Genomic DNA, 16,610 nt, shown 5'->3' with positions numbered 1-16,610 from the left:
ATTTAATCAAATCTAGTATGTCTACATTGGCTTGAAAAAAGGCAGCGACTCCCGCTGTTATCCGCGGAAGTCCTGCACTTTCAATTAGCTTATTTTAAGTCTGCTAATGCTGTTAATGCGTTATTAACGATTTTCGCCATTTGAGAGCGAGTTAATACACCATTAGGATCAACTTTACCGTTGTAGCCAGTCATGATACCTAATGCATTTAATTCAGAGATTGCTTTTGCTGTTTCAGCGTCTTTTGGTAAGTCTGTGAAGTTAGCAGTAGCGCCTGTTGCTTTAAAGCCATTTTTCTCTAATACACGGTAGATCATTAATGCTGCGTGTTGACGTTTAATACCATCTCCAGCACCAAATGTTGTTGCAGAAGTACCGTTGATGATACCGTAAGCATTTAATGCTTTAATTGCGCCTTGAGATTCTGCATCTAATTTAGAGATGTCAGTGAATTTTGTTGAAGTTGGTACTTCTAAGTTTAATGCACGATTTAACATTAAAGCGAATTGGTAACGTTTTAATGGGCCTTTTGGATTGAATTTATCATCCGCTTTGAAAATACCTTTTGCATATAAGTTTAAGATATAGTCTTTATGAATATCATTATCAATATCTGAGAATGGATTTTCAGTTACTTTTTTGCCAAATTCTAATTGAACTTCATGAATTTCTTCATATAAGATTTCACCGTTTAGCTTAACTGTTAAGTCAGCTGCAGCAGTGTAAAGTTTTGATAAATCGGCTACAGAAACTGTGTAGATTTTTACTGTGTTTGCACCCACAACCTCTTCAGATTTTAATGCAACTGTTGCGCCTTCTACAGTAAAGTCATTTAAATGTTGACCTTCTGGGAAAGTTACGTCTACATCATAGCCGCCTTCAGTAGCAGTTACTGTTACTGTATCAGCTAAGTATTTGCCTTGCATGATTGAAGTTTCTTTTGTACCGTCTTTATAAACAGATACAGGCATAGTTTTGCTAGTTGGTTCTGGTTTAGTTTCTTCTTTTACTCCAGCTTTTGGTAATTCTAGATCAGCCGTGTTGATTGCAATACCAAATGGATACCATTTATCCATATTTGCAGCTTTTACAACAACATGAACGCTTGCTTTATATAACTCACTAATTGAATCGAGTTCAATTTCAAATACTTGTACTTCACCTGTTGGAGAACCTGAAATGGCAGTTAATTCTTTATCATTAATTTTAAAACCTGCAATCATTGCGTTTGAAGCCGCTGATGGAGAAACTTGTAACTTATATTTACCCTCTTTTACTACTAATTTAGCATTTGTAGATAAATGTGGAGTAATTGCTGCATAACCGCCCACATTTTTTTCAGGATCATATGCATCAATTGTTACATCATACGTACCATCTGCAACAGATTCGAATTTTTTACCAGGTGTAAAAGGTTTACCTTCTACTGCTGGTTTAGCTTCCTCAGTTTTTTCTTCGCCACCTTTAATCGACGATTTGTCTGGAGTTACAGTCGCTGTAATATTACCAAGGGATGTTTCTAATTCAATTTTTACAGGAGCATAGTCTGCTGTTAATGGTACAGAAATTTGCTTTTTGTCGTTAATGATTGATGTACCATTTACTGTAACCGTTTTAACCAATGATAATACTGCATCTGGCAATGTTACTTGGATATATTGCTTACCTTGTAACTCTACCAAAGCCCCAGGACTTGTAATGTATTTTGATAGAATCCCCCCCATAGTATCTTCTAATTTGAAGTCGATCGTTTTTGCTGTTGCAGGTGTAGTCGCGTCTGCAGCAGATACTGCCATTGCTGGTACGATTGCTGATGTCGCTAATAATGAAGCGATTACAGCTTTTGTTGCTTTAGATTGCTTTGCCATTCAAAATTCCTCCCAATTCATTCATAAGTTTTTGTTTTTTTGGTGCGAATGAATACAATCGTTGCTACGATTAATAGTAGTAATGCCATGATTGGTAATTCATCGCTCGTCTCTGGATTTTCTACTGCTTCAGATTCTTCAGCTTGCTCTATATCAGTTGAAGTTGAAGTTGATTGCTCAATTTCTTCTGATTTTGTCGAATCATCATTTGTTGTTACAGGTGTTGATTGTGCATTAGATGATTCCGTTGTTACTTTTTCTGTGGGTGTTGCTGGTTTATTTGAAGAAGTATTACTTCCTGACGATTGTGTCGGTGTCTTTCCGCTTGTCGATGGTGTTGTAGCAGGCTTTGTTTGCGCTGGTGCTGGAGTTGTTTGTTGCTTTGGTTCTTCAGCTTTTGCCTCTGGTAAAGCGTCTGTATTAAATACAAAGTCAACACTATACGCATGATGATAATCGATGTCTTCAATATCAATTTTCATGGCAATCGTTGTTAAGTGTGCATTCGATATAGAAAACTGTACCATACGTTGATCTGCGGCTTCGTTTGCGCTAATCACTTTGGCACCACCTGGAGGATTAAATTGTGTAACCCATCCACTTTTTTTGATTGTAAGCTGCATAGTCATCTTACCATTATTTACAATTAATTTGGCAGGTTTTAAAAAATAATCATTCGCCATCGATGCAGAGTTACTTCCCGGCTTATTCACCTGATACTGAACACTATATGTTCCATCTGCAATAGCAGCCTTTGAATTCATTGGAAAACTAAATCCAACAAATAACAGTGCTGCAAACATTAATATGAGATACTTTCTCATTCCAATTTCCTCCCTTTCGTGCAGATTGTAAATTGTCTAATAGAGAACATTTCTCATTACCAATCTATAGCATGCCACAAAATTCTAAGTTGTACAAATATCAACATGTTTCTTTTTTTAATATAAATGTAATTTTACCTCAAAATCCATATTTTTGTCAGAAATAATACTTGGAAATTACATTTCATAATTAAATGGACATAACTGCACTTAATATCAGCTATGCCCATTTTTTTATATTTTTTTATTTACTTACTTCCTCTGGGTGGAATCCATCACGCTGTAAATAATTTTCATGTTCCCAAATGTTTAATTTCGCATTTTTAGCAACATCTTGAACTTCTAAAAGTTCATTTTCAAGCGTATTATTTGGTGCGTTCACATAGCGAACCGCCGCAAGCCCTTCATTCAATAAAATTTCAGGTAGACTCACTCCATCTACAAAGACGTAGGCAAGTAAACGCCCGTATTTATCTGTTTCTGGACCTTTATCAAATAATACTTGAACAGACTTTGCCGCTTCTAGCTTTTGAATCGTTAATGCTTTAGCTTGTTCTGCATAAGGCATTGGATCCCCTTTGTCGTAATTCATTTCAGGTGTATCAATCATTAGGAAACGGACTTTTTTCTTTTCACCTTTTAGCTCGACATTTATTGTATCCCCATCATTTGCTGATAAGTAGTTAACATCGATTAATTGTTTACCTGTTTTGTCCATCGCAAACTCTGGCGTAATGACATATTCTTTTGTTTCTTCAAGTGATACATTCGTATCTGTTGTTACGGGTGTTGCCTCTTCTTTTGGATCACTAAAAATCAGATAAAGGGCAACTGCTAAAATTATTGTTCCACTCGTAATGAGCGTTTTCACATCACTTAACTTCATTATTTAAATCCTTCCTAAATTTCTGTTTTGGGCTTTGGTAGAGGTCCTAAAACAACTGGTGGAATATCGGCAAATGTTTCGCCTTCTTCTTCTAAATCGCGCATACGGTGAGCTAAACGAGATGCCGCACAAGCAGCGATACTACCAACAAGATCATCTAAAAATGTATTTACGGATTCGCCAGCTTTTGTATCTAATTTTTTAATGATACCGATTTTTTGTTTGTCCAAATGACCGAATGTCGTTACAGCAATACTTCCGTAAGTAAATACGGAACCTAGCGCTAATGTTTCATCAACACCAAACAATCCTTCATCGGATTCGATAATTGCTTGTAATGGCGCTGATAATAATTTCTTTTCAGCTAATTCATCCAGTTCAATACCAACTAAAACTGCATGCTGCACTTCACGTTTATTAAGTACACGCTCTACCGATTGAATACAGTGCTCAATTGTTAATCCTTCATTATAAGGAGATTGCATTGTATAAACGATTTCAGCGATATCTTCAATTTGTACATTACGACGAACTAAAGCGTCGTGTGTTGCCTTTGTCACTTCATCAGAGTGCACTCGAATACTTTTATTATGCATAGATAAATCCTCACTTTAATTTGATTTCAACCTGCTTTTTGTTACCCTTTCTCTATATTACACCTTTAATTTTCTTTATGATACAATTTCGGTACAACGATAGATAGGAGTGACAACTTTGGAAAAGGGCTCAGTAAAAGACGTTACATTTTATAGTAATGCTCTTCAGGAGGAATTGGAGCTGCTTGTATACATTCCAGCAAATTATTCCCCACTATATGAATATAACATTTTAATCGCATCGGATGGTAGAGATTACTTCCAATTAGGGGGGATTCCTCGACTTGCAGACCAGCTGATTGATGACTACATTATTGAAAATGTTATTATTGTTGGTGTTCCTTATAAGGATTACGAGGATCGACGCCGTAAGTATATTCCGACTGGTGATCAATTTGAAGCATACATGCGTTTTTTAGCACATGAGCTTGTTCCTTATTTAGATGAGGAATTTTCAACTTCACAGATGGGTCAAGGTCGTGCCCTAATTGGTGATTCTATGGCTGCAACGATTTCACTTTTAACGACACTACATTATCCAAATATTTTTGGGAAGGCTGCCTTGCAATCTCCGTATATAGATGAGCATGTATTACAGGCCGTTCGTGAAGCCAAAAATACTGACTTACTTTCAACGTATCATATTATCGGTCAACAGGAAAAAGAAGTCGTTTTAAAAGACAATTCCATCAAAGATTTCTTAACACCGAACCGAGAACTGCATGCCTTATTTGTTGAAAAAGGGATTGAAACATTTTACGAGGAAATCGACGGGAATCATACTTGGATTTCCTGGAAGCCTGATTTAAAACGTGCATTAATTGGAATTTTAGGATAATTACTAAGGGCTTGAAATGTTTATTGACAAAATTTTCTGTTATACTTATATAAAATTTGATTAATTCTTTAGGGGGTAATGAATTTGAAATTTGGGATTGTTGCATTTCCATCAAAGAAAGTACAAGATTTAGCGAACACGTATCGTAAGCGTTATGACCCGCATTATGCATTAATTACGCCTCACCTTACATTAAAGGATGCATTTGATGCAGACGCGTCACAGATTGATGAAATTTCTAAAAAGCTATCAGAAATTTCAACGCAAACTGCACCGTTACAAATTCATGCTTCACGAATCAGTTCATTTTATCCAACGACAAACGCCATTTACTTCCGCGTTGAACCCACTGAGCAACTAGAGAATTTATACAACACACTACAACAAACATTAAATATTGGGGCACCGAAATACGTGTTTGTACCGCATATTACGATTGCACAAAAAATGTCAGCCTCTGAACATGATGATATTTTAGGTCAATTACGTATGGTTGGCGTTGATGAGCAAGATACGATTGACCGTATTCATATACTTTACCAACTAGAAGATGGCTCATGGACAACTTATGAAACCTACAAATTGACTGGAGCTGAGTAAGACGTGTTTGATGTTAAATTAGTAACAACCGACGAAGATCGCGAGCGTGCATTTTCGCTTCGTAAAGAGGTTTTCGTCAAAGAACAAGGTGTTCCTTTAAGTTTAGAATTAGATGAACATGACAAAACAGCGATTCATTTCATCGTTAATGATGGTACAGATACAATTGCAACGGCGCGCCTGCGTGAAATCGAGCCAAAGATCGGTAAGGTAGAACGTGTTTGCGTACTTAGTAGCTTCCGTGGCAAGCGTCTTGGTGTGCTCATTATGGAAACTGTTGAGCACTATGCAAAGGAAATTGAGTTTGAAAAATTAAAGCTTAATGCGCAGCTCTATGCCGTGCCGTTTTATGAGAAGTTAAATTATATGGTGACTTCCCCAGAATTCATGGATGCGGGTATTCCACATCGTGCAATGGAGAAGTACATCTAATCTATTTATGTAACCCGTTGAGTCCTTGGCTCAGCGGGTTTTTTGATGGTTATAGGGATTTCTAATAAAGCTACTGTCAGAGTGCTTCTTTTTCTAATAAAGAGAGTATTCAGGTGTATCAGTTGAGCGGGCTAAGCACAAAGCCACCTAGATCCGTTGCACGTATCTATGCGACTTTTCTTCGTGCTTTGTGTAAGGCCCGCCCATACAAGGTGTATCTCTATAAATATTTTTAAATACGTTAAGGCGCTATGCTAACGCAAGGCGCCGGTCTTTTTATATTGAGAATTCCTTATATAAGATTAGTAAAGCTACTGTCAGAGTACTTCTTTTTCTAATAAAGAGTGTATTCAGGTGTATCAGTTGGGCGGGCTAAGCACAAAGTCACCTAGATCCGTTGCACGTATCTATGCGACTTTTCTTCGTGCTTTGTGTAAGGCCCGCCCATACACGGTGTATCTCTATAAATATTTTTAAATACGTTAAGGCGCTATGCTAACGCAAGGCGCCGGTTTTTTTATATGGAGAATTCCTTATATAAGGTTAGTAAAGCTACTGTCAGAGTGCTTCTTTTTCTAATAAAGAGAGTATTCAGGTGTATCAGTTGGGCGGGCAAGCACAAAGTCACCTAGATCCGTTGCACGTATCTATGCGACTTTTCTTCGTGCTTTGTGTAAGGCCCGCCCATACAAGGTGTATCTCTATAAATATTTTTAAATACGTTAAGGCGCTATGCTAACTCAAGGCGCCGGTTTTTTTATATGGAGAATTCGTTTTTTATATAGATTTAATCATTCTATTATATTAAAAGCAAAACCGTGATAATCTCTTTTTCTCATCAAATGTAATGGATCCACTTTATTACAAGAATGGCGCCTTTCCTTGCAACAGCGCCTCACCTTTTTTAAAAGACATTTAATGGACTTTGCTGTGATTGGCGTGCCTAGCATAAAGCGCACAGATGAGTCGTATAGATTTGTGCAACAAAGCTGTGCGATTCATGCGCTTAGCACGCCATAACTGGATACACTTACATAGTCACTTTATTAAAAACGACTCGCTCTGATTATTCCCTTTGCTCCACCTAATCTAATGGATTCACTTTATTAAACAAATGGCGCCTTTGCTTGCAATAGCGCCTTACTTTTTTAAAAGACATTTATTGGACTATGCTGTGATTGGCGTGCCTAGCATAAAGCGCACAGATGAATCGTATAGATTTGTGCAACAAAGCTGTGCGATTCATGCGCTTAGCACGCCATAACTGGATACACTTACATAGCTCTTTATTAAAAGCGACTCGCTCTGATTATCCCCTTTGCTCTATCAAATGTAATGGATCCACTTTATTACAAGAACGGCGCCTTTGCTTGCAATAGCGCCTTACTTTTTTAAAAGACATTTAATGGACTTTGCTGTGATTGGCGTACCTTGCATAAAGCGCACAGATGAGTCGTATAGATTTGTGCAACAAAGCTGTGCGATTCATGCGCTTAGCACGCCATAATCGTTACACTTTCAAAGTCTCTTTATTAAAAATGCTCGCTCTGATTATCTCCTTTGCTCCATCAAATGTAATGGATTCACTTTATTCTAAGAATGGCGCCTTTGCTTGCAATAGCGCCTTACTTTTTTAAAAGACATTTAATGGACTTTGCTGTGATTGGCGTGCCTAGTATAAAGCGCACAGATGAGTCGTATAGATTTGTGCAACAAAGCTGTGCGATTCATGCGCTTAGCACGCCATAATCGTTACACTTTCAAAGTCTCTTTATTAAAAGCGACTCGCTCTGATTATCCCCTTTGCTCCATCAAATGTAATGGATCCACTTTATTACAAGAACGGCGCCTTTGCTTGCAATAGCGCCCTTACTTTTTTAAAAGACATTTATTGGACTATGCTGTGATTGGCGTGCCTTGCATAAAGCGCACAGATGAGTCGTATAGATTTGTGCAACAAAGCTGTGCGATTCATGCGCTTAGCACGCCATAACTGGATACACTTACATAGTCTCTTTATTAAAAACGGCTCGCTCTGATTATCCCCTTTGCTCCATCAAATGTAATGGATCCACTTTATTACAAGAACGGCGCCTTTGCTTGCAACAGCGCCTTACTTTTTTAAAAGACATTTAATGGACCATGCTGTGATTGGCGTGCCTAGCATAAAGCGCACAGATGAGTCGTATAGATTTGTGCAACAAAGCTGTGCGATTCATGCGCTTAGCACGCCATAACTGGATACACTTACATAGTCTCTTTATTAAAAACGGCTCGCTCTGATTATCCCCTTTGCTCCATCAAATGTAATGGATCCACTTTATTACAAGAACGGCGCCTTTGCTTGCAACAGCGCCTCACCTTTTTAAAAGACATTTAATGGACTATGCTGTGATTGGCGTGCCTAGTATAAAGCGCACAGATGAGTCGTATAGATTTGTGCAACAAAGCTGTGCGATTCATGCGCTTAGCACGCCATAACCCGATACACTTTCAACAGCCCCATAGTAGAAAACGACTCGCTCTGACAATCCCTTTATTTAACCAATTCGCTTCAATAAAAAAACGGTGCCCGCAATTGCAAGCACCGCCCTTACTCGATATAAACGACTCATATGACTACTTCAACATCTTCTCAATTTTACTAAAATCAAGCGATTGCCCGTCTTGTAAAATAGATTTCACGATGTTATCTTCCAGTTCTTTTGAAATCGGTTTGTTCGCAATGCGACTTACCTTTTTCACAATTTTTCGAACTTGTTTTTCATCCGAAAAATTTGCGTAAGATAATGCATTAGCAAGTGTCATGATTTCATCAAAATCTACACCTGTTTTCTTCTCAACTCTCTTAAAAAAAGACCCATCCACGTTAAAAGCCTCCTTTAAATAAATACACTACCAACAATGATTAATAAAATGAACAATACAACAATCAGTACGAATGTACTACCGTTATTGTTCCCGTAATTGCCCCCGGTATTGTTATTGCAATAGCTATAAGCTGGAGATTCATAGTTGTTTCCTTGCTGCCAGCCGTATCCAGACATAAAAAATCCCTCCTTTCTATTTTGTAGTGTATGCACACACCACAAACAAAAGGGGGGTATTGGTCTAATCCACTTTTCCTTTCGGTTTAAATAATAGCGCTGCAATAAAGCCAAATAGAATAGCCGCGCTAATCCCAGAACTAGTTACTTCAAACATTCCCGTTAATACGCCGATCCATCCGTGTTTCTCTGCTTCTGCCATTGCACCATGCGTTAAGGAGTTACCAAATGAAGTAATTGGAATGGTCGCACCAGCACCGGCAAAATCAATTAAAGGTTCATACAATCCAAAACCATCTAAAATAGCTCCGGCAACTACAAGAATGGATAAGGTATGGCCAGGTGTCAATTTACCAAAGTCCATAATTAATTGACCAATGACGCAAATGATTCCTCCAACTAAAAAGGCAATTAAAAAAGTAAATCCCATCGTGCTCACCTCATTCCTATTTCAATTGCATGAGCGGTACAAGGTATGGTTTGCCCTTGTTGAAAAGAAAGCGGTGAAAGTAGGGCACCCGTTGCAACAAGTAACGCCTTTTTATAACGACCCGTTTTAAATTGTTCAAGCATATAGCTACAATAGACCGAGGCCGAACAACCTGCCCCACTTGCCCCTGCTTGAAATGCTGAGTCTTCGCCAAAATATTCTGCTCCTGCATCGCGAAACCTTGCTAAATCTTCCTTAGATGTGCCATTTTGTGCAAACATGGCGATCAAAAGTTTCAAACCAATTTTCCCTAAATCTCCCGTCATAATCACATCATAATCTTGTAGTTTTTGCTGACGCTTCTCCAAATGCGCTTGAATAGTTGCAAATGCAGCTGGCGCCATCGCACCTCCCATATGAAAAGGGTCGGTTGCACCATAGTCAACCACTTTCCCAATCGTTGCTGCTTCGATAGTTGGTGCCTTGTCTTGATGCTTGCCCACTAGTGCAAAGCCTGCTGCAGTTACCGTCCATTGAGCAGTTGCTGGTTTTTGACCACCGTAATTGACGGGATAACGAAATTGACGTTCAACCGAATTATGCTGACTCGAAGCACCCGCAATGGCAAATTCACTTGCGCCTAGTTCTGTTAATAATGCCGCAATAATAATAGAAGAAATGGAAGTGGCACATGCTGAAAACATTCCAATAAAAGATATCGCTAATTCTTTTGCCGCAAAGTTCGTCGGCGTCATTTGATTAATTAAATCCCCACCTAAAAAATAATCGATATCTAGATTATTAAGATTGGTTTTCTTTAAAATCATTTGGCATGCTTCGGATATGAGCATTGCATTCCCTTGCTCATTTGTCGTTTGATGCAATCGTTCATCATCGAGCACTTTATCGAAATACGAATGAAAGACACTACGTTTTTCTAGTGGTCCTACAACCGTAGCTGCCGCTAATAACGAAGGCTTTGATTGAAATACAATTACCAAGAAGCGACACCTACCGATACTAAAATTAGTTTAATTAACGCGACGAAAAATGCTGAAACAACTCCAAATAAAATGACTGAGCCGGCAAGTTTAAACATATTACCGCCAACCCCTAGTACAAAGCCTTCTGATTTATATTCGATGGCAGCTGAGATAACGGCGTTTCCGAAGCCAGTAACTGGCACCGCGCTTCCTGCTCCCGCAAACTGTCCAAGTTTACGATAATAGCCAAACCCCGTCAAAAGCATCGCGATGAACACCATTGTCGCTACTGTCGGATTTCCTACAGTTTGCTCTGTAAAATCAAAAAAGATCATGAAAAAAAATGAAATGGCTTGTCCAACACAGCAAATAATTCCGCCTACAACAAATGCTTTTAATACATTCAATCCGTATGGTGTTGGCGGTGTCAATTGCTCTTTCAGCTTGTTATATTGCGCTTCTTTCATCTTATGTTTCCTCCTTGGCAAGCTTCTTTAGTTTCTGTATTTTTTCCAATACTTTTTCATGATTTTTCTCATCCATTAACTTTGTTGACTCCCAAAATAATTTAAAATCGGTTGACACATGGACCGTTTCATCTGGGAATTTTTTTTCTAGCTTTTTCTTCCAATCCTTTTCGTACTTTTGCTTTTTCCATTTGTCGAAAGGTTTTAACTGCATCGCCACAAATAACTCATTTTGCATAAACACGACATTTGCCTCTTCAATCTCTTTGGCCTCCTCTAACAATTTCTGAATTTCTTTAGACATTTGTTCATCATTGGTCTCTGGATACATGACGACTTTTTCCTGGTCATTACAACCGACTAATAAAAGTACAACACCCAATAGCCAGATGCTTTTTTTTATAAAAATGGAGACCCCTCCTTACTCAAGTTTTCTCAAAGTATAGCCCTTCGATTTCCAAAGTATTCACGAATAAAAAGAGAAGTTACCCTACCCGTTTCATTCGCCCGATTCATGCGGTAACGTAGGCATATTGTAGAGAGAGTTTAAGGAGATTGGAGGTGAATTTCATGGGATGTGGAAGAGGAGATAATGAAGTAGGCGGTCAAACTTCTAATCGTGGCTGTGTATGTGAAGTCGTACGTGCAATCTTAGAAATTCAAAATGCGGCTGTTCAGGATGAATGTTCGAATTGTACGACAAACTGTTTCTTAGAGCCACTTGGAGGAATTGTAAACCCTGCACGTTCTTCTGTGGATACACGCGTATTTACATTATTAACAAAGGATGGCTCTCCATTCTTCGCACAATTTAGTACAAGCGACGGTGACTGTGAACCTTGTGTATCAATCTATTTCCGGGTTGAGGATGTATTTGATGGCTGCTGTGCAACATTACGAGTACTCGTGCCATTAGATGAGAATGAGGATCCAGTAGATTTATTAAACGATGATGGTACAAAAATTTCGTTACGCGAAGTTTGTAAAGTAACACAATTCGCTACTTCAGAAAGCTGTGTAACAGTAGACTTAGATTGCTTCTGCGCTGTTCAATGTATTGACGACGTAGACCTTGGCATTTGTAACTAATTCACTAGAAAGATACATGTTGTACCAAATAGTGCAACATGTTTTTCTTACTTATCGACTAAAAAATGGGAAGCCTCGTCATGTAGGCTTCCCATTTCTAGTTAACTCGAATAAATTGCTTGAATATCATTTGCATGAATGATTCGTTTCGTGTCATAGCTATTTAATTTCACTTCACAACCGTCAATTTGATCAATTGAAGCCCAAACTTTTTCACCTGATGCTAACACAAACAGTAGCATTCTCGGTTCTTTCAATGGCTTTGAAAAATAGTGAAGCTGACGTGCGATTAACGTATTACGAATCGTTTCAGGAGGCTGTCTTTCATAAATTGATGTACTTTCCTCCAATTGACTTTGAGTTAGGCTTTTATCTGCTTCAAAATAGCTAGGTGAAACAATATACAGCAGCGGATGAATTTCCATTTTGCACATCCTTTTTCATACGATATGCACGAACACCCAAACAAGTTACTTACATAATTTTCGTAATGAATGTAGAAGCAAGTCCTAAGTAAATGATAATACTCGTTACGTCATTTAATGTTGTGATAAATGGACCCGATGCAACTGCAGGGTCAACACCGACTTTGTTCATTAAAATTGGAATAAATGAGCCCGCTAATGTTGCCACAATAATCGAACAACATATTGCCGCGCCTACAAGTAATCCAATAACTAATGTACCTTTCCAGACGAAAATTATTCCAACGACAATCGCGCCACTGACAAGTCCCATAATAAGTCCTGTACTCAACTCGCGAATGACCAGTTTTAATTTATCTTTTCCTCCGATGTCCCCTGTTGCAATACCGCGAATTGCCACGGCTAACGCCTGCGTACCACTATTACCAGATGTCCCTGAAATAAGTGGAATAAACGTTGCAAGTAACGCAACTTTGTCGAGGGTTGCTTCAAAAATACCCATTAATCCTGATGTAATCATTCCTAAAAACAGTAAAATAATTAGCCATGGTAAACGTTTGGCTGCCGCTTTAATCGGACCTGAATCATTGTCATCCATATCGATGATACCAGCTAATTTCGAGTAGTCGTCCTCTGCCTCTTCATCGATAACGTCGATAATATCATCGACGGTAATAATCCCTTGTAATTCGCGCTCTTCATTAATAACGGGAATCGCTAAAAAGTTATAGTCCTTCATAATATTCGCGACATTTTCTTGGTCATCCGTTACTTTTACGGAAACGACACGCTCACTCATCACATCACGAATGAGCATATCTCCTTCTGCAATAATTAAATCACGCAATGAAATCACGCCTTTTAGACGGTGTTTTTCATTGACTACGAAAATGTAGTAAATTGTTTCTGCAGTCGGTGCTTCCTTGCGAAGTGTACGCATTGCTTCACGTACATTCGAATTTTCAAAAACAGATACAAACTCCGTCGTCATAATGGCCCCGGCAGTATATTCTTCGTAGCCAAGTAACTCATTAATTTCTTCGACAGTTTCGTCATCCATCATATCTAAATAATTTTCACGTTGTTCATTATCTAATTCATTTAAAATATCAACGGCATCATCGGTATACATGAAGCTCAGCATTGCTGCACCGTAAGACGTATCCATCTCATTTAAATAGCTTTCGTATTCATCGTCCTCGAGCTCGATTACCTCGAAAATCATCGACATTTCTTGAGGAGACAAGTAATGATAGATGATTTTTCGTATATCAGGGCCCACCTCTTCATAAAACTGTGCCTGATCATAAGGATGCAGTACTAAAAAATGTTCACGGAATGATTCAATGTTTTCTTCATCGAGTAGCATTCGTAAAAAATCTTCATCATATTGCACTTCATTAGTTGAATCTTTTTCTTCTATCACGCTGGTCCCCTCCTTTCAACTTTTGCTAATAACGCATTATTTTAGTCTTGAAATTATCATAAAGTCAAGTAGACTATCCAAAACTTATCATAGGAAATTAACGTAAAAATAATGACTTAGTAGATTCATCATTATGTAATTTTATTTCCCTAATTTCAATAAAAAAGTCATGATTCGCATAATGTGAACCTTCAATTAGTGGAATCCACGCCTACTCTTTTCAATTTCCCTAAGCCTTGAGATGGAGTCTTACTGCCGGTTAATGAGGATAAAATCAGAAAGAGATGCCTATAATAACAGGCATCTCTTACTTAGTCAGTATTTTAATAAATTGTTCGGGTAACAGACTTTCAAAGTCCATCATTTTTCCCGTTAATGGATGCTTGAAGTGAATATATCGACAATGCAATGCTTGTCGATCTAATAACATTCTACTTCCCCCATACAATTCGTCCCCTACTAACGGATGTCCGATTGATGCCATATGAACACGAATTTGATGTGTTCTTCCTGTGTGTAATTTCAGGCGTATATGTGAAATCGTTTCACCTCGTGTCAAAACGAACACATCGGTATGTGCAAACTGACCATCCGCACGTACTTCTCGCTCAATAATACTCGTGTCTTTGCGACCAATTGGGGCAATAATCGATTGTTGATCTTCTACAAGCAACCCTTCTACAAGCGCTTCATATTCTCGATGTACCATGCCCTCTTTTTGTTGTTGGCTCATTAAATGGTGAATATGACGATGCTTTGCAATTAACATAAGACCTGACGTATCACGATCTAAGCGTGTCACAATATGCACAGTAGAAGCAAGTTGTTGTTGCTCGAAATAACCCCGTAAAAAATTGGCCACACTCCCTGATGGATGCTCACGTGATGGAATTGTACTCATATACGCTGGCTTATCAAGCACTAATACCGCCTCATCCTCATACACAATCGAAAGTGGCGCATTTTGTGCAATCAGTCCTTCACTCACTTCTTCTAAAGGAAATAAAATCGTCACAACATCGCCTATTTGAAGCTTATGACGAACATTTTGTTCCTTACCATTTACTAAAAGTGCACCACCATCGAATTTGATTGCGGTTAATGCTCGTTTTGATATTCCCCACGCTGCAATCGCTTCTCGCAGGAATTGTCCCTCTATTTCAACAGTAAATTGTAATTGATATCGTTTATCCATAATTCCTCATTCTATTCATTAGAAATAAATGAATCGTGTACACGCTCCCAAAATGGAAATGGTCTAAAACGTGCAAATCGTACCTTTTCATTTGCTACATTAAATGTCATTGACTTCACATCGGTTTCCGTCATGCTTAAATGGTCCACCGTCATGTTAAATTGCTGCTCATTTACTGGCTTTAATACACAGTTATGATGTGCTGGTAATACAAGTGACGAACCAACTGTACGGAATACACGGTTATTAATCGATGCCATTTCGGTAATTTGCAAGGCTTGTAATGTCGGATGAATAATCGCGCCGCCTAGCGCTTTATTGTAAGCCGTACTTCCCGATGGTGTGGAAATACATAAACCATCTCCACGGAATCGTTCAAAATGTTCTCCATTTAATTCAACATCCATAACGAGTGTCACATCTGGTGATTTAATCGTTGTCTCATTTAGCGCTAAATACGTGCTTGATTGCGACTGATGACGATGAACCTGGATTTCTAAAAGCGGGTACTCTACAACATTGAATTCCTTTTTGGCAATCGATAATACTAATTTTTCAAGTTCAGAAGGTTTCCAATCTGCATAAAATCCTAAATGCCCTGTATGAATCCCAACGAATGCTACTTTGTCTAAACGATGCGAATGGCGGTGAAACGCATGTAAAAGTGTACCATCACCACCGATTGATAAAACAATTTCAGGGTCTTCTTCATCGTATTGTAAACCAAAATCAATTAAATACGATTTTGCAAGGCCCATTAGCTCATTTGATTGGTCATCTCTGCGTGATTGAATTGAAAACTTCATTACCTTTCACGCTCCTTTTTGTCAGTTGACTTATGGATAGCCGGATTTGGTGCTTCTTTTATTTCACTGAAGTATGCTTGTGCATCTTGAATTTCACTACGAATTAATGACATTTCTTCATCTAATCGGAACGCTGCTTCTGCTGCACTTTGTAAGCGATTTTTAATTTCTTCAGGGAAAATCCCTTTATATTTATAATTAAGCGAGTGTTCAATCGATGCCCAGAAATTCATCGCTAATGTGCGAATTTGAATTTCTCCCACAATCACTATACGTCCTTGAATCGTTTCTACTGGATATTCAATAATCATATGGTGTGAACGATAGCCACTCGGTTTACTATGTGTAATATAATCTTTTTCTTCAATGACTTTCATATCATCTCGTTGACGAATTAGTTCAGAAACCGTCGCAATATCATCAACGAACTGACACATAATACGTACACCTGCAATATCTTGTAGTTCATTGCCTAAATGAGTAGTAGGTTCAAACGGAATTTCTTTAGCAAGCGATTTATCGTAAATGCTCGCCAACGGTTTTACCCGTCCTGTTACAAATTCAATTGGCGAGTTGGCACTCATTATTCCAAATTGTGAACGCATACCCTTTAATTTAATTTTTAATTCGTCCACTGCTTGTTTATATGGACTTAAAAAGATTTCCCATTGTCCCATCTACAAAACCTCCCAACATGA

19 protein-coding genes are annotated in these 16,610 nt (G+C 38.3%); 4 read left to right on the top strand and 15 right to left on the bottom strand.

The window, feature by feature from the left end; translation table 11 throughout:
- Window positions 1-89: 89 nt before the first annotated feature.
- The 4 genes from DCE79_RS03330 to DCE79_RS03315 all read right to left on the bottom strand — a co-directional run bounded on the left by DCE79_RS03330 (window position 90) and on the right by DCE79_RS03315 (window position 4,174).
- On the bottom strand, window positions 90-1,868 hold the full coding sequence (locus DCE79_RS03330) for an S-layer homology domain-containing protein (RefSeq protein WP_108711704.1): 1,779 nt from the start codon (window positions 1,866-1,868) through the stop codon (window positions 90-92).
- Window positions 1,869-1,885: 17 nt separating this feature from the next.
- Complete coding sequence (locus DCE79_RS03325) at window positions 1,886-2,692, bottom strand: NEAT domain-containing protein (protein ID WP_108711703.1); 807 nt, start codon at window positions 2,690-2,692, stop codon at window positions 1,886-1,888.
- A 244-nt stretch (window positions 2,693-2,936) separates the two neighbouring features.
- On the bottom strand, window positions 2,937-3,578 hold the full coding sequence (locus DCE79_RS03320; protein ID WP_108711702.1) for a thermonuclease family protein: 642 nt from the start codon (window positions 3,576-3,578) through the stop codon (window positions 2,937-2,939).
- 14 nt (window positions 3,579-3,592) lie between these two features.
- On the bottom strand, window positions 3,593-4,174 hold the full coding sequence (locus DCE79_RS03315; protein ID WP_108711701.1) for a phosphatidylglycerophosphatase A family protein: 582 nt from the start codon (window positions 4,172-4,174) through the stop codon (window positions 3,593-3,595).
- A gap of 118 nt (window positions 4,175-4,292) precedes the next feature.
- Between DCE79_RS03315 and DCE79_RS03310 the strand changes: the two genes are divergently transcribed.
- The 3 genes from DCE79_RS03310 to DCE79_RS03300 all read left to right on the top strand — a co-directional run bounded on the left by DCE79_RS03310 (window position 4,293) and on the right by DCE79_RS03300 (window position 6,044).
- Window positions 4,293-5,012: an alpha/beta hydrolase gene (locus DCE79_RS03310; protein WP_108711700.1), complete on the top strand. Its 720-nt coding sequence runs from the start codon at window positions 4,293-4,295 to the stop codon at window positions 5,010-5,012.
- 84 nt (window positions 5,013-5,096) lie between these two features.
- On the top strand, window positions 5,097-5,612 hold the full coding sequence (locus DCE79_RS03305; RefSeq protein ID WP_108711699.1) for a YjcG family protein: 516 nt from the start codon (window positions 5,097-5,099) through the stop codon (window positions 5,610-5,612).
- Between the two features lie 3 nt (window positions 5,613-5,615).
- On the top strand, window positions 5,616-6,044 hold the full coding sequence (locus DCE79_RS03300; RefSeq protein ID WP_108711698.1) for a GNAT family N-acetyltransferase: 429 nt from the start codon (window positions 5,616-5,618) through the stop codon (window positions 6,042-6,044).
- Between the two features lie 2,619 nt (window positions 6,045-8,663).
- On the opposite strand, the gene DCE79_RS03295 is transcribed toward DCE79_RS03300, so the two are convergent.
- From DCE79_RS03295 to DCE79_RS03270, 6 genes are all read right to left on the bottom strand, one after another.
- Window positions 8,664-8,912 carry a stage VI sporulation protein F gene (locus DCE79_RS03295; protein WP_108711697.1) on the bottom strand — a complete coding sequence of 83 codons (249 nt, stop codon included), beginning with the start codon at window positions 8,910-8,912 and terminating at the stop codon, window positions 8,664-8,666.
- A 14-nt stretch (window positions 8,913-8,926) separates the two neighbouring features.
- Complete coding sequence (locus DCE79_RS18935) at window positions 8,927-9,091, bottom strand: YjcZ family sporulation protein (protein WP_168214723.1); 165 nt, start codon at window positions 9,089-9,091, stop codon at window positions 8,927-8,929.
- A 64-nt stretch (window positions 9,092-9,155) separates the two neighbouring features.
- Window positions 9,156-9,521 (bottom strand): stage V sporulation protein AE, encoded by a 366-nt coding sequence (gene spoVAE, locus DCE79_RS03285; RefSeq protein ID WP_108711696.1) that lies wholly within the window; start codon window positions 9,519-9,521, stop codon window positions 9,156-9,158.
- Between the two features lie 5 nt (window positions 9,522-9,526).
- The gene (locus DCE79_RS03280) at window positions 9,527-10,522 is read right to left on the bottom strand and encodes a stage V sporulation protein AD (RefSeq protein ID WP_108711695.1); all 996 of its coding nucleotides are present in this window, start codon (window positions 10,520-10,522) and stop codon (window positions 9,527-9,529) included.
- Window positions 10,516-10,971: a stage V sporulation protein AC gene (spoVAC, locus tag DCE79_RS03275; protein WP_108711694.1), complete on the bottom strand. Its 456-nt coding sequence runs from the start codon at window positions 10,969-10,971 to the stop codon at window positions 10,516-10,518. Before spoVAC ends, DCE79_RS03280 begins: the two co-directional genes overlap by 7 nt.
- A gap of 1 nt (window position 10,972) precedes the next feature.
- Window positions 10,973-11,353, bottom strand: a complete 381-nt coding sequence (locus tag DCE79_RS03270; protein WP_234417325.1) for a YhcN/YlaJ family sporulation lipoprotein — start codon at window positions 11,351-11,353, stop codon at window positions 10,973-10,975.
- 188 nt (window positions 11,354-11,541) lie between these two features.
- On the opposite strand from DCE79_RS03270, the gene DCE79_RS03265 reads away from it, so the two are divergent.
- Window positions 11,542-12,060: a CotY/CotZ family spore coat protein gene (locus DCE79_RS03265; RefSeq protein ID WP_108711692.1), complete on the top strand. Its 519-nt coding sequence runs from the start codon at window positions 11,542-11,544 to the stop codon at window positions 12,058-12,060.
- A 101-nt stretch (window positions 12,061-12,161) separates the two neighbouring features.
- On the opposite strand, the gene DCE79_RS03260 is transcribed toward DCE79_RS03265, so the two are convergent.
- The 5 genes from DCE79_RS03260 to DCE79_RS03240 form a co-directional block, all read right to left on the bottom strand.
- Entirely contained in the window at window positions 12,162-12,485 is a 324-nt protein-coding gene (locus DCE79_RS03260; protein ID WP_108711691.1) for a 4-diphosphocytidyl-2C-methyl-D-erythritol kinase, read from the bottom strand.
- Window positions 12,486-12,534: 49 nt separating this feature from the next.
- The gene (gene mgtE, locus DCE79_RS03255; RefSeq protein WP_108711690.1) at window positions 12,535-13,911 is read right to left on the bottom strand and encodes a magnesium transporter; all 1,377 of its coding nucleotides are present in this window, start codon (window positions 13,909-13,911) and stop codon (window positions 12,535-12,537) included.
- Between the two features lie 307 nt (window positions 13,912-14,218).
- Window positions 14,219-15,106, bottom strand: coding sequence for an RluA family pseudouridine synthase (locus tag DCE79_RS03250; RefSeq protein ID WP_108711689.1), 888 nt, complete (start codon window positions 15,104-15,106; stop codon window positions 14,219-14,221).
- Window positions 15,107-15,117: 11 nt separating this feature from the next.
- Complete coding sequence (locus tag DCE79_RS03245) at window positions 15,118-15,912, bottom strand: NAD kinase (RefSeq protein ID WP_108711688.1); 795 nt, start codon at window positions 15,910-15,912, stop codon at window positions 15,118-15,120.
- On the bottom strand, window positions 15,912-16,589 hold the full coding sequence (locus DCE79_RS03240) for a GTP pyrophosphokinase (RefSeq protein ID WP_108711687.1): 678 nt from the start codon (window positions 16,587-16,589) through the stop codon (window positions 15,912-15,914). The genes DCE79_RS03245 and DCE79_RS03240 overlap by 1 nt, the downstream gene beginning before the upstream one ends.
- Window positions 16,590-16,610: the final 21 nt, after the last annotated feature.

Origin of the sequence: Lysinibacillus sp. 2017 (assembly GCF_003073375.1) — a bacterium.
Classification (GTDB): domain Bacteria; phylum Bacillota; class Bacilli; order Bacillales_A; family Planococcaceae; genus Solibacillus.
This window is presented reverse-complemented; position numbering and strand designations above follow the sequence as displayed.

What these genes read in the sequence shown, in the direction of transcription:
- DCE79_RS03330 (WP_108711704.1), bottom strand. Translation starts at nt 1,868, where the DNA reads ATGGCAAAGCAATCTAAAGCAACAAAAGCTGTAATCGCTTCATTATTA.
- DCE79_RS03325 (WP_108711703.1), bottom strand. Translation starts at nt 2,692, where the DNA reads ATGAGAAAGTATCTCATATTAATGTTTGCAGCACTGTTATTTGTTGGA.
- DCE79_RS03320 (WP_108711702.1), bottom strand. Translation starts at nt 3,578, where the DNA reads ATGAAGTTAAGTGATGTGAAAACGCTCATTACGAGTGGAACAATAATT.
- DCE79_RS03315 (WP_108711701.1), bottom strand. Translation starts at nt 4,174, where the DNA reads ATGCATAATAAAAGTATTCGAGTGCACTCTGATGAAGTGACAAAGGCA.
- DCE79_RS18935 (WP_168214723.1), bottom strand. Translation starts at nt 9,091, where the DNA reads ATGTCTGGATACGGCTGGCAGCAAGGAAACAACTATGAATCTCCAGCT.
- spoVAE (WP_108711696.1), bottom strand. Translation starts at nt 9,521, where the DNA reads ATGGGATTTACTTTTTTAATTGCCTTTTTAGTTGGAGGAATCATTTGC.
- spoVAC (WP_108711694.1), bottom strand. Translation starts at nt 10,971, where the DNA reads ATGAAAGAAGCGCAATATAACAAGCTGAAAGAGCAATTGACACCGCCA.
- DCE79_RS03265 (WP_108711692.1), top strand. Translation starts at nt 11,542, where the DNA reads ATGGGATGTGGAAGAGGAGATAATGAAGTAGGCGGTCAAACTTCTAAT.
- DCE79_RS03260 (WP_108711691.1), bottom strand. Translation starts at nt 12,485, where the DNA reads ATGGAAATTCATCCGCTGCTGTATATTGTTTCACCTAGCTATTTTGAA.
- DCE79_RS03250 (WP_108711689.1), bottom strand. Translation starts at nt 15,106, where the DNA reads ATGGATAAACGATATCAATTACAATTTACTGTTGAAATAGAGGGACAA.
- DCE79_RS03245 (WP_108711688.1), bottom strand. Translation starts at nt 15,912, where the DNA reads ATGAAGTTTTCAATTCAATCACGCAGAGATGACCAATCAAATGAGCTA.
- DCE79_RS03240 (WP_108711687.1), bottom strand. Translation starts at nt 16,589, where the DNA reads ATGGGACAATGGGAAATCTTTTTAAGTCCATATAAACAAGCAGTGGAC.